This window comes from Chryseobacterium phocaeense, from assembly GCF_900169075.1.
Lineage (GTDB): Bacteria > Bacteroidota > Bacteroidia > Flavobacteriales > Weeksellaceae > Chryseobacterium > Chryseobacterium phocaeense.
In genome coordinates, this window is the sequence record NZ_LT827014.1 from 961,908 (window position 1) to 974,005 (window position 12,098).

Below are 12,098 nucleotides of genomic sequence, written 5' to 3' on the forward strand. Positions count from 1 at the left end.
ATGTCAAAGTTAAAAATAAAAAGAGGAGATAACGTAATCGTAACTACAGGTAAGAAAGGTCTTAAAGGTAGTACCGGTGAAGTTATTGAAGTGATCAAGAAAGAAGGAAGAGATCCTAGAGTGATCGTTGCAGGTCTTAACATCGTTAAAAAACACGTTAAGCCTTCAGCTTCTAACCCTCAGGGGGGAATCACTGAAAAAGAAGCTTCTATTCATATCTCAAACGTAGCTTTAGTTGGTAAAGACGGAAAAGCAATCAAAATCGGTTACAAAATCGAAGGAGATAAGAAAGTAAGAATCAACAAGAAAACGGGTGAAACTTTATAATTTGAATTAACACATGGAATTTATAGCAAGACCCAAAAATACATACAAAGAGAAAATTGTTCCTGCAATGATGGAAGAATTTGGGTACAAATCAGTAATGCAAGTACCTAGATTAGAAAAAATCATCCTGTCCCAAGGATTAGGTGATGCCACTGCAGACAAGAAAATCATTGATTACGCTGTAGAAGAATTAACAATGATTACCGGCCAGAAAGCTGTAGGTACCATCTCTAAGAAAGACGAAGCGGCTTTCAAATTGAGAAAAGGTATGCCAGTAGGAGCTAAAGTAACATTGAGAGCTCATAAAATGTATGAATTCTTAGACAGACTTACTTCTTCTGCTTTACCACGTATCAGAGATTTCTCTGGTATCAAAGCAGATGGGTTCGATGGTAGAGGTAATTACAACTTAGGTATTACTGAGCAGATTATCTTCCCTGAAATCGTAATTGACAAAGTGAAAAAAATCCAGGGGATGGACATCACTTTCGTAACAACTGCGAAAACAGATAAAGAAGCGAAAGCATTATTAACTCACTTCGGTTTACCATTTAAAAAGAACTAAGAAATGGCTAAAGAATCAATGAAAGCGCGTGAGCGCAAAAGAGAAGCACTAGTTGCTAAATACGCTGACAAAAGAAAAGCTTTAAAAGAAGCTGGTGATTATGAAGGTCTTCAGAAATTACCTAAAAATGCTTCTCCTGTAAGATTACACAACAGATGTAAACTAACAGGAAGACCAAGAGGATACATGAGAACGTTTGGTATTTCCAGAGTAACTTTCAGAGAAATGGCAAACAACGGTCTTATCCCAGGTGTAAGAAAAGCCAGTTGGTAATCATTACAAATTAATCGGGACAATTAAGTTGTTCAGATACTAAAGATAAAAATATCAGACCTAAGAATCTCTGAAGTCTGATATTTTACTCTTCAAGTCTTTGCAATACTGATTGTTCTTTAACCAATAATTTATAAAAGAAAAATGGTAACAGATCCAATTTCAGATTTCCTAACAAGAGTAAGGAACGCACAAAGCGCAGGCCACAAAGTGGTGGAAATTCCTGCATCGAAAATCAAAAAGGAGATTACTAAGATCTTATTTGATCAGGGGTATATCTTAAACTACAAGTTTGAAGATAGCGCTGTTCAGGGAACGATCAAAATCGCTTTAAAGTATGACAAGCAAACCAGCAAACCGGCTATTAAATCTATCCAGAGAGCTTCTAGACCAGGTTTAAGACAGTACAAAGGTTCTGACGAACTTCCAAGAGTACTGAACGGTTTGGGTATAGCTGTTATCTCTACTTCTAAAGGAGTAATGACTGACAAGAAAGCTAGAGAAGAAAAAGTAGGCGGTGAAGTAATCTGCTATGTTTATTAATTTTTAATCAGAGGAAAATGTCAAGAATTGGTAAAGCAATTATAACAATTCCAGCTGGAGTTACAATTACTGAAAATAACAGTGTTGTAACTGTAAAAGGACCTAAAGGAGAACTTTCTCAGGAACTTACAGCAGGAATTACTTTAGAACAGAAAGATGGAGAACTGAACGTAAACAGACCATCTGATTCTAAACAACACAAAGCGCTTCACGGTTTATACAGAGCGTTGATCAACAACATGATTGTTGGTGTTAATACAGGTTTCGAAAAGAAACTGGAACTAGTAGGGGTAGGATACAGAGCTTCACACGCAGGTCAGAAACTTGAGTTGGCTTTAGGATTCTCTCACGGTATTGTACTGGAACTTCCAGCTGAAGTAAAAGTAGATACATTGACTGAAAAAGGTAAAAACCCAATTATTACTTTAACGTCTCACGACAACCAACTTCTAGGAATGGTAGCTGCAAAGATCCGTTCTTTCAGAAAGCCTGAACCATACAAAGGAAAAGGGGTAAGATTCGTAGGAGAAATTGTTAGACGTAAAGCTGGTAAATCTGCTTAATAAATTATAAGTATTATGGCATTAAGTAAATTAGAAAAAAGAATAAGAATCAAAAGAAGAGTGAGAGGAAAAATCTCCGGTTCTTCTGAATTGCCAAGATTATCTGTATACAAAAGTAATAAGGAAATTTACGCTCAGTTAATCGATGATAAAAATGGTACAACTTTAGCCTCGGCTTCTTCAAGAGAGAAGGGTGTAGATGCTAACGGTACCAAGACAGAAGTTTCTGCTGCTGTTGGTAAAGCTATTGCTGCTAAAGCTATCGCTGCAGGAATTGAAAGTATTGTATTTGACAGAAACGGATTCGTATACCACGGTAGAGTGAAAGCTTTAGCTGATGGAGCGAGAGAAGGTGGACTTAAATTCTAATCATAAAAATTTCGGAAAATATGTTAGGACTAGATAATATAGAAAGAGTAAAACCGGGAGGATTAGAATTAAAAGATCGTCTCGTAGCTGTTAACAGAGTAACAAAAGTAACCAAAGGAGGTAGAGCTTTCGGATTTTCTGCTATCGTAGTAGTAGGTAACGAAGACGGAGTAATCGGTCACGGTCTTGGAAAATCTAAAGAAGTTGCTTCTGCAATCGCGAAAGCTGTTGAAGATGCTAAGAAAAACCTTGTGAAAGTTCCTGTAATGAACCACACCATTCCTCACCAGACTACTGCAAGATACGGTGGAGCAGATATCTTCCTTAGACCTGCTTCTCACGGTACAGGGCTTATCGCTGGTGGTGCGGTAAGAGCGGTATTGGAATCTGCTGGTATCCATGACATCCTTTCAAAATCTAAAGGATCTTCTAACCCTCACAACGTGGTGAAAGCTACTTTCAAAGCGTTATTGGATATCAGAAGACCTGAAGAAGTTGCAAGAATGAGAGGAGTTTCTCTAACTAAAGTGTTTAACGGTTAATATTAGAACAATGGCAACAATCAAAGTAAAGCAAGTAAGAAGCGCTATTGGAAGAACAAAAACCCAAAAGAGAACGCTTGAAGCATTAGGATTTAAGAAACTTCACCAAGTTGTAGAACATGAAGCTACTCCTTCTATCTTAGGAATGATAGCTGCAGTTAGTCATTTACTTGAAGTTCAGAAATAATTAAAAAATTCAAAGATTAAAAGATTAAAAGATTCTTTCTATCTTAGCGGGAATTTTTTTAATCTTTAAATTATTTAATCTTTAAATCAATAAAAAATGAATTTAAACAACATAAAACCTGCTGCAGGTTCTACTTTCAACTCTAAAAGAATTGGTAGAGGACAAGGTACAGGAAAAGGAGGTACTGCTACGAAAGGTCACAAAGGTCAGAAAGCAAGAGCCGGTTATTCTCAGAAAATCGGTTTCGAAGGTGGACAGATGCCTTTACAAAGAAGATTACCTAAATTCGGTTTCAAAAACGTAAACAGAAAAAAGTTTAGAGGCGTAAACCTTGATACTATCCAGACTTTAATCGAGAACAAATCCATCACCGGAGATATTACGAAAGAAGTTTTAGTAGAAAACGGTGTAGTTTCTAAAAACGAATTAGTGAAAATTATGGGTAGAGGAGAATTGAAATCTGCGGTTTCAATCTCTGCTGACAAGTTCACTAAATCTGCTGAAGAGCTTATTGCTAAAGCAGGTGGAAAAGCAATTACCTTATAATACTTACTAATGAAAGAATTTATACAAACCCTTAAGAATATTTGGAGCCTAAAGGAATTAAGAGATAAAATTCTCTTTACGTTAGGTATTATCCTTGTGTATAGATTCGCATCTTATATCTCGCTTCCCGCAATTAACCTTGCAGAAGTGGGAGATCTCTTAGAGCATTATAAAAATCAAGGCGGTAACAAGCAAGGAGCAGGTCTCCTTGGCTTGCTTTCGTCGTTTACGGGGGGAGCTTTCAGCCACGCTTCCGTAATGGCGTTGGGAATCATGCCTTATATTTCTGCTTCTATTATTGTTCAGTTGATGGGGATGGCTATTCCTTATCTTCAGAAACTTCAGAAGGATGGAGAGTCAGGTAGAAATACATTGAACCAAATTACAAGATGGTTAACGATAGGGGTGTGTCTGGTACAGGCGCCTTCTTACTTAACTTCTATTACTCAATTATTCCTACCATATGCTCAGTTCTCTTCTGCATACTATGTAGAGCCGAATTCCATTATGTTCTGGTTACCAAGTATCGTTATTTTGGTTGCCGGTTCAGTATTCGCAATGTGGTTGGGTGAGAAAATCACCGACAAAGGTATCGGGAACGGTATCTCTATCCTTATTATGGTGGGGATCCTTTCAAGATTACCTGAAGCATTCGTACAGGAAATGGCCGTGCAGAACGGAAAAGGAGGAATGGGATCTATCATGATCCTTATTGAAGTAATATTCTGGATGCTGGTAGTTCTTTTAGCAGTAGTTTTATCTGTTGCTGTCAGAAAAATCCCGATTCAGTATGTAAGCAGAGCTCAAGCAAGAGGAGGTGTAAACAGAAATCTTATGCAGGGAGCAAGACAGTGGATCCCATTGAAAGTGAATGCTGCTGGTGTAATGCCGATTATCTTTGCCCAGGCACTGATGTTCGTACCAGGATTATTAACGAAGTTCGATGAGTCCAATACTTTTCTTGCAGGTTTCAAGAATGTTTTTAGCTGGCAGTACAATGTATTGTTCGCGCTATTAATTATTATCTTCTCATTCTTCTATACTGCAATTACAATTCCGGTAAACCAAATGGCTGATGATTTGAAGAGAAATGGAGGTTTAGTACCGAAAGTAAGACCCGGTAAAGAAACAGCTGACTATTTAGATGATATTTTATCAAAAATTACCTTGCCAGGTGCAATATTTTTGTCTATCTTTGCAGTCCTTCCGGCAATAGTGCATGGAAGCTTTGTTCAGACAGACGCGTTTGCCCTATTTTTCGGGGGAACATCACTATTAATTATGGTGGGTGTAATTTTAGATACCGTTCAACAGATTAACACATATCTGCTGAACCATCACTATGATGGCTTAATGCAGTCTAAATTGTCAAGAACGACTGGATATTAATTTATGGCAAAACAAAAACATATTGAACAAGACGGCGTTATCACGGAAGCACTTTCGAACGCCCAGTTCCGTGTAGAGCTGGAGAATGGGCATATACTTATTGCTCATATTTCCGGTAAAATGAGAATGCATTATATTAAACTTTTACCTGGAGACAAGGTAAAACTAGAAATGTCTCCCTATGATTTAACGAAAGGGAGAATTACATTTAGATATTAAAACAAACGCCAAATGGAATGTAAGTTCCATTTGGCTCTTGTTGAAAAATAAATACTATCAAAATGAAAGTTAGAGCATCAATTAAAAAAAGAAGCGCTGATTGCAAGATTGTACGCAGAAAAGGTGTACTGTTTGTAATCAACAAAAAGAACCCAAAATTTAAACAAAGACAAGGCTAACATTAAATTATGGCGAGAATTGCAGGTATTGATTTACCAAAAAACAAAAGAGGTGTTATCGGTTTAACTTACATCTACGGAGTTGGAAGAAGTACTTCTTCCGAAATCCTTAAAGCTGCCGGTATCAGCGAAGACAAGAAAGTCAACGAATGGAATGACGATGAATTGGCTGCAATCAGAACATATATCTCTGAAAACGTAAAAGTAGAAGGAGAATTAAGATCTGAAGTGCAATTGAACATCAAGAGATTGATGGACATAGGATGCCAACGAGGAATACGTCACAGACTAGGACTACCTTTAAGAGGCCAGAGAACGAAAAACAACTCTAGAACCCGTAAAGGAAAGAGAAAAACTGTTGCTAACAAGAAAAAGGCAAGTAAATAATCGTTAGGAATTATGGCAAAACAAACTAAAGTAGTTAAAAAAAGAAAAGTAAAAGTTGAAGCTATTGGTGAAGCGCATATTCAGGCTTCTTTCAATAACATCATCATTTCTTTAACAAATAAAAACGGAGAAGTTATCTCTTGGGCATCTGCCGGTAAAATGGGTTTCAGAGGTTCTAAAAAGAATACTCCATTTGCTGCTCAAATGGCAGCTGAAAATTGCTCTGCTGTAGCTCACGAAGCTGGTTTAAGAAGAGTAAAGGTGTATGTGAAAGGTCCTGGTGCAGGTAGAGAATCTGCTATCAGAACTATCCACAATTCAGGAATTGAAGTTAGCGAAATCGTTGATGTGACGCCTATGCCACACAACGGTTGTAGACCACCAAAAAGAAGAAGAGTTTAATTTTTAGAATTTACCCATTATGGCAAGATATATTGGACCTAAAACTAAGATTGCTAGAAAGTTTGGTGCTGCAATCTACGGAGATGATAAAAACTTCGAGAAAAGAAAAAACCAACCGCCAGGACAACACGGTCCTAACAAAAGAAGAGGTGCTAAAAAATCAGAATACGCAATTCAGTTAGCTGAAAAGCAAAAAGCTAAATATACTTATGGTATTTTAGAAAGACAGTTTGCTAACCTATTCGAAAAAGCACACAGAAGTAAAGGTGTAACAGGTGAAGTTCTATTACAGCTTTGTGAATCAAGATTGGATAACGTAGTATACAGATTAGGTTTTGCTAAAACAAGATCTGCTGCAAGACAGTTAACTTCTCACAGACACATCACTGTGAATGGGGAGATCCTTAACATCCCTTCTTATTTAGTAAAAGCAGGTGATGTAATCGCTGTAAGAGAAAAGTCTAAGTCTCTTGAAGTTGTTTCTGATGCATTAGCTTCTAAAGCAAACTATGAGTGGTTACAATTCAACGATGAGAAGAAAGAAGGTACTTTCGTTTCTGCTCCTGAAAGAATCCAGATTCCGGAGGACATCAAGGAACAGCTTATCGTCGAACTTTACTCTAAATAATTTTTTAATCAAATTTTTGCTCAACCCAATAATATGGCAATTTTACAATTCATAAAACCCGATAAAGTAATTTTACTTAACTCTGATGAATTTAAAGGTCAATTCGAATTCAGACCTCTAGAACCAGGTTTCGGGCTTACAATCGGTAATGCTTTGAGAAGAGTGTTGCTTTCTTCTCTGGAAGGATACGCTATTTCATCTATCAAAATAGAAGGTGTAGAGCACGAATTTTCAACTATTCCAGGAGTAATCGAAGATGTTACCGAAATTATTCTTAACCTTAAGCAGGTAAGATTAAAAGCTTCAGCAGAAGGCCAGGCCAACGAGCAGGTAGTTGCTAAAGTTTCGGGTCAGACGGTTATTACTGCTGGTGATTTAGGAAAGTCTATCAACGGATTTGAGGTATTGAACCCGGATCTTTTGATCTGCAACCTAAACAGTGATGTAACTTTCGAAATTACTTTCAACATTGAAAAAGGTAGAGGATATGTTCCTTCAGAACAGAATAAGTCAAACAATGCACCCGTAGGTACTATTGCCATTGACTCTATTTTCACGCCAATCAAGAAAGTACAATACAGCATTGAAAATTATCGTGTAGAGCAAAAAACAGACTACGAAAAACTTGTACTAGATATAGAAACTGATGGCTCCATCAGCCCTCAGAATGCTTTAACTGAAGCTTCCAAGATATTAATTTATCACTTCATGTTATTCTCTGATGAGAGAATCACCCTTGAAACGGAGGCCGTAAAAGCATCTATCCAGTACGATGAAGAAACACTTCACACAAGACAACTTCTTAAGTCTAAATTAGCAGATATGGATCTTTCCGTAAGAGCCCTTAACTGTCTGAAAGCAGCTGAAGTAGAAACTCTTGGAGAATTGGTTTCTTACAGTAAGTCTGATTTGATGAAATTCAGAAATTTTGGTAAAAAATCTTTGACAGAACTAGAAGAATTAGTGCATTCAAAAGGTCTTAACTTCGGTTTCGACGTTGCAAAATATAAGTTAGACGCTGATAAATAATTAATAATGAGACACGGTAAAAAATTCAATCACTTAGGAAGAACAGCTTCTCACAGAAGTGCTTTACTTTCTAATATGGCTTGTTCTCTAATTGAGCATAAAAGAATCAACACTACTGTAGCTAAAGCTAAAGCTTTAAGAGTATATGTTGAGCCTCTATTAACAAAAGCAAAAGAAGATACTACACACAACAGAAGAGTAGTATTCTCTTACCTTCAAAATAAATTTGCGGTTGCTGAATTATTCAGAACTGTAGCTCCGAAAATCGCTGAAAGAAACGGTGGTTATACAAGAATCATCAAAACAGGATTCAGACCAGGTGATGCTGCTGATACTGCTCTTATCGAATTGGTAGATTTCAACGAGCTTTACAACCCGAATGCAGAGGAGAAAAAAGCTACAAGAAGAAGCAGAAGATCTACAACTGCTAAAAAGGCTGAAGCTGTAGTAGCTGAAGCTCCAAAAGCAGAAGAGAAAGTTGAAGAGCATAAGGCTGAAGCAGCTGACTCTGCTGAAGAGAAAACTGAAGAATAGTATTCATTCAGATATAAATGAAAAGCCATCCGGATCCGGATGGCTTTTTTATTGTTGGTAAGATTGATGAATAGCTATACCTAAAGATGAACAGGTATTGTATCATTCACCCTATTGACAATTCACTAATTCACTCTTCACTATCCACTTTAAAACCGAATATCCCCTAAATTTTCGTTCTCTTCAGTTCAATCACATTATTCCCCTGTTCAAGATGCAGGCTGTCTCCTTTTACCCTTGCCGTCATGTCCTCTTTTTTGTAAATGGTTTCACCGTCTTTCGTTTCTGTTTTCGGAAGCGTAAAAGTCTTTTTGTTGCTGGTAATCGCTACAGTACTTTCGTTAGGGTCATTCTTAAATACCACCTTAACCAGCGATCCGTCTGTAGCTTTATAAACAAAATCCGTTTTTTCTACCCTTTTTCCGTTCACTTCAATGGTGGATGAACTTTGGGTCATAGAATCCACTTTTCCGTTGGTATCTGTGATAAGTGTTTCCGAACTGTCCGTTTTGAGGATACTTTTATTTCCGCTTTCACCCGATTTTTTACAGCTGATTACTGTTATGGCAAGTAGGGCATTCAGTACGATGATACTTTTTTTCATGATCTTTTAAGTTTAATATTGAGCTTGATTTTTTATTCTTTAATTTTACAAAAATCATGCTATAATATGAAATATTTTGCCCAATATTTATCCCTGATTATTTTCTTTTTCGCATCTCATAATGTGTATTGCCAGAAGGGGAATTTTGAAATCCGGGATGGTCATTTTGTGTTGGATGGAATGCCTTTTGCCATCTATTCCGGGGAAATGCATTATCCGAGAGTTCCCTCGGAATACTGGAAGCATCGGCTGCAAATGATGAAAGCAATGGGGCTCAATACCGTTACCACCTATGTATTTTGGAATTATCATGAAGAATCACCCGGAAAATGGAATTTTTCAGGCGAAAAGGATTTGAGAAAATTTATTAGAACAGCACAGGAAGTTGGCCTGTATGTGATTATCCGTCCCGGACCTTACGTTTGTGCAGAGTGGGAATTCGGGGGATATCCCTGGTGGCTGCAGAAAGATAAAAGCTTAGAAATAAGAACAGATAATAAAGCTTTTCTTAAGCAATGTGAAAACTATATTAATCAGTTGGCGAAGCAGGTGATTCCCCTGCAGATCAATAATGGCGGACCGGTGATTATGGTTCAGGCCGAAAATGAATTCGGGTCTTATGTATCACAGCGGAAAGATATTTTACTGCAACAGCACAGAACCTACAGCCATAAAATAAAAGATTTACTGGTCAAGTCAGGATTGTCAGTTCCCTTCTTTACGTCAGACGGAAGCTCATTGTTCAAAGGAGGTTCTATAGATTGTGCTTTGCCTACAGCAAATGGAGAAAGTGATATTGAAGTTTTAAAGAAAGTAGTGGATGAATATCACGGAGGAAAAGGTCCGTATATGGTGGCAGAATATTATCCGGGCTGGCTTGATCATTGGGCTGAACCTTTTCCAAGGGTTTCCACGGAAGAAGTCGTAAAGCAAACCAAGCTGTATATCAAAAATGATGTTTCTTTCAATTATTATATGGTTCACGGAGGAACTAACTTCGGCTTTACCAGCGGAGCCAATTACGATAAAAACCATGATATCCAGCCGGACATGACCAGCTACGATTACGATGCTCCTATCTCGGAAGCAGGATGGGCAACCCCAAAATATAATGCATTAAGAAGTATATTTCAGAAAATAAATAAAGAAAAACTTCCGGAAATCCCTAAGGCACCAAAGATAATAACATTTAAAAATATAAAGTTTTCTAAAACGGTTTCTTTATTTGATATCATTAAAAAGCAGGTTCCTGTTCAATCAGATCAACCGTTGAGTTTTGAAGACCTCAATATCGGGCATGGCTATGTTCTTTACAGAAAGAAATTTGAACGGGATGAAAAAGGAAAACTAGATATTAAAGGGTTAAGAGATTATGCCAATATTTACATTAACGGAATCTGGAAGGGAGAACTGAACCGGTATTATAAAAAGTATGACCTGGATATTGAGATCAAATCCGGAGATGTTCTGGATATTCTTGTGGAAAATATGGGAAGGATTAATTACGGAGCTGAAATAGTGCATAACCTTAAAGGAATTATAAGTCCTGTTATCCTTAATGGCAATGAAATTAAGGGTAACTGGCAAATGTTTACGCTGCCTTTTGATGCAATCCCTAAAGTGGAAGTAAGTTCAACATCAATTATCTTAAAAACACCGGTAATCAAAGAGGCTCAGTTCAATCTTGATGAAACCGGAGATACCTTCCTTGACATGAGAAATTTCGGAAAAGGAATTGTTTTTGTCAACGGGAGAAATGTAGGAAGATACTGGAGTAAGGTGGGACCGCAATTAACGCTTTATGTTCCCGGAGTCTGGCTGAAAAAAGGGAAAAATACCATTCAGATTTTTGAACAGATCAATGATAAAGAAATTTCTGAAATAGGCAGCATGGATACTCCCATTCTGGATCAGCTTGTAAAATAAACCTTCGGCCTGAATTTCAAAATAAAATACGCGTCTCTGTTTTCCAGGGACGTTTTTTATTTTCACTTAAACAGATCAATATAAATTTAAGATTAAATATGTTGAATCAATAGGTGAAATGTGAAAAAAATGTTAAATTTAATGAAAACTAAAACAAACAATAACCTGAACTCAAGCTATGAAATTACACAAAAGTGTAATTGATTCCACCTTGTTTTCTACCGAGATTTGTCTTAAACAAAAAAGCAATGAGCATTTCGATAGCCATAGTAGAAGACGAAAAGAACTACAACAATGCGTTGAAGAAGGTCATCAATTATCAGGATGATATGAGGGTGGCTGCACAGTTCTTTGACGGGAATGACGCCCTGAGAAACCTTCCTGATATTTCCCCGGATGTAGTAATGATGGATATTCAGCTTCAGGATATGCTGGGAATAGAAATCATTGAAAAGCTCAGGAAAGAAATGCCAAAAACACAGTTCATCATGTGCACCAGCTTTGAAGATGATGAAAAGATCTTTAATTCCTTAAAAGCCGGCGCTATGGGCTACCTGATTAAAGGTGAAAGTATGGACAAGATCCTGTCATCCATCCGTGATGTCTATAACGGAGGCGCCCCCATGAGCCTTTCCATTGCCAGAAGAGTGTTAAGCCATTTCGAAAAAAAAATCCCGGACACCAAAGATTTTGATGACCTTACCGAGCGTGAGAAAGAAATTCTGGAACTTCTTTCCCAGGGACTTCTGTACAAAGAAATCGCGGATCAGAAATGCATCAGCATCGACACCGTAAAAAAACATGTAGGAAACATCTACCGGAAGCTGCAGGTCAGCAATAAAGTAGAAGCCATTAATAAATTTAACCATTTTAAAAACTAAGAAAT

The 12,098-nt window shown here is 37.4% G+C and carries 20 protein-coding genes; 19 read left to right on the forward strand and 1 reads right to left on the reverse strand.

Translation table 11 applies throughout. From position 1 onward, the window contains the following. From rplX to rplQ, 17 genes are all read left to right on the forward strand, one after another. A complete protein-coding gene (rplX, locus tag B7E04_RS05855; RefSeq protein ID WP_062650905.1) occupies positions 1 to 327 on the forward strand; it encodes a 50S ribosomal protein L24 in 327 nt (108 codons plus the stop codon). Between the two features lie 13 nt (positions 328 to 340). After that, entirely contained in the window at positions 341 to 892 is a 552-nt protein-coding gene (gene rplE / locus B7E04_RS05860; RefSeq protein WP_080777788.1) for a 50S ribosomal protein L5, read from the forward strand. A gap of 3 nt (positions 893 to 895) precedes the next feature. Beyond that, entirely contained in the window at positions 896 to 1,165 is a 270-nt protein-coding gene (gene rpsN, locus B7E04_RS05865; protein WP_047376574.1) for a 30S ribosomal protein S14, read from the forward strand. A 144-nt stretch (positions 1,166 to 1,309) separates the two neighbouring features. Beyond that, entirely contained in the window at positions 1,310 to 1,708 is a 399-nt protein-coding gene (rpsH, locus tag B7E04_RS05870) for a 30S ribosomal protein S8 (protein ID WP_080777789.1), read from the forward strand. A 17-nt stretch (positions 1,709 to 1,725) separates the two neighbouring features. Then, positions 1,726 to 2,271, forward strand: coding sequence for a 50S ribosomal protein L6 (gene rplF / locus B7E04_RS05875; RefSeq protein WP_080777790.1), 546 nt, complete (start codon positions 1,726 to 1,728; stop codon positions 2,269 to 2,271). Positions 2,272 to 2,286: 15 nt separating this feature from the next. Continuing rightward, positions 2,287 to 2,640, forward strand: coding sequence for a 50S ribosomal protein L18 (gene rplR / locus B7E04_RS05880; RefSeq protein WP_047454305.1), 354 nt, complete (start codon positions 2,287 to 2,289; stop codon positions 2,638 to 2,640). Positions 2,641 to 2,660: 20 nt separating this feature from the next. Further along, entirely contained in the window at positions 2,661 to 3,182 is a 522-nt protein-coding gene (gene rpsE / locus B7E04_RS05885) for a 30S ribosomal protein S5 (RefSeq protein ID WP_062650899.1), read from the forward strand. Positions 3,183 to 3,192: 10 nt separating this feature from the next. Continuing rightward, positions 3,193 to 3,369: a 50S ribosomal protein L30 gene (gene rpmD, locus B7E04_RS05890; protein WP_007839493.1), complete on the forward strand. Its 177-nt coding sequence runs from the start codon at positions 3,193 to 3,195 to the stop codon at positions 3,367 to 3,369. Positions 3,370 to 3,465: 96 nt separating this feature from the next. Continuing rightward, a complete protein-coding gene (rplO, locus tag B7E04_RS05895) occupies positions 3,466 to 3,915 on the forward strand; it encodes a 50S ribosomal protein L15 (RefSeq protein ID WP_080777791.1) in 450 nt (149 codons plus the stop codon). 9 nt (positions 3,916 to 3,924) lie between these two features. Further along, complete coding sequence (gene secY, locus B7E04_RS05900) at positions 3,925 to 5,304, forward strand: preprotein translocase subunit SecY (protein WP_034725974.1); 1,380 nt, start codon at positions 3,925 to 3,927, stop codon at positions 5,302 to 5,304. Between the two features lie 3 nt (positions 5,305 to 5,307). Then, positions 5,308 to 5,523 (forward strand): translation initiation factor IF-1, encoded by a 216-nt coding sequence (gene infA / locus B7E04_RS05905; protein WP_034684855.1) that lies wholly within the window; start codon positions 5,308 to 5,310, stop codon positions 5,521 to 5,523. A gap of 62 nt (positions 5,524 to 5,585) precedes the next feature. After that, positions 5,586 to 5,702 (forward strand): 50S ribosomal protein L36, encoded by a 117-nt coding sequence (gene rpmJ, locus B7E04_RS05910; RefSeq protein ID WP_007839480.1) that lies wholly within the window; start codon positions 5,586 to 5,588, stop codon positions 5,700 to 5,702. Positions 5,703 to 5,711: 9 nt separating this feature from the next. Further along, positions 5,712 to 6,089, forward strand: a complete 378-nt coding sequence (gene rpsM, locus B7E04_RS05915) for a 30S ribosomal protein S13 (protein ID WP_002983260.1) — start codon at positions 5,712 to 5,714, stop codon at positions 6,087 to 6,089. 12 nt (positions 6,090 to 6,101) lie between these two features. Next, a complete protein-coding gene (gene rpsK, locus B7E04_RS05920; RefSeq protein ID WP_040993541.1) occupies positions 6,102 to 6,491 on the forward strand; it encodes a 30S ribosomal protein S11 in 390 nt (129 codons plus the stop codon). Positions 6,492 to 6,510: 19 nt separating this feature from the next. Continuing rightward, positions 6,511 to 7,119, forward strand: a complete 609-nt coding sequence (rpsD, locus tag B7E04_RS05925; RefSeq protein WP_080777792.1) for a 30S ribosomal protein S4 — start codon at positions 6,511 to 6,513, stop codon at positions 7,117 to 7,119. 33 nt (positions 7,120 to 7,152) lie between these two features. Next, positions 7,153 to 8,148: a DNA-directed RNA polymerase subunit alpha gene (locus tag B7E04_RS05930; RefSeq protein WP_040993543.1), complete on the forward strand. Its 996-nt coding sequence runs from the start codon at positions 7,153 to 7,155 to the stop codon at positions 8,146 to 8,148. A gap of 6 nt (positions 8,149 to 8,154) precedes the next feature. After that, positions 8,155 to 8,682 carry a 50S ribosomal protein L17 gene (gene rplQ, locus B7E04_RS05935; protein WP_080777793.1) on the forward strand — a complete coding sequence of 176 codons (528 nt, stop codon included), beginning with the start codon at positions 8,155 to 8,157 and terminating at the stop codon, positions 8,680 to 8,682. A 166-nt stretch (positions 8,683 to 8,848) separates the two neighbouring features. Here rplQ and B7E04_RS05940 read toward each other — a convergent pair whose 3' ends face one another. After that, a complete protein-coding gene (locus B7E04_RS05940) occupies positions 8,849 to 9,286 on the reverse strand; it encodes a hypothetical protein (RefSeq protein ID WP_080777794.1) in 438 nt (145 codons plus the stop codon). 66 nt (positions 9,287 to 9,352) lie between these two features. Here B7E04_RS05940 and B7E04_RS05945 point away from each other — a divergent pair, with 66 nt between their 5' ends. After that, the gene (locus B7E04_RS05945) at positions 9,353 to 11,212 is read left to right on the forward strand and encodes a glycoside hydrolase family 35 protein (protein ID WP_080777795.1); all 1,860 of its coding nucleotides are present in this window, start codon (positions 9,353 to 9,355) and stop codon (positions 11,210 to 11,212) included. 248 nt (positions 11,213 to 11,460) lie between these two features. Further along, a complete protein-coding gene (locus B7E04_RS05950; RefSeq protein WP_080777796.1) occupies positions 11,461 to 12,093 on the forward strand; it encodes a response regulator in 633 nt (210 codons plus the stop codon). Positions 12,094 to 12,098 lie beyond the last annotated feature (5 nt).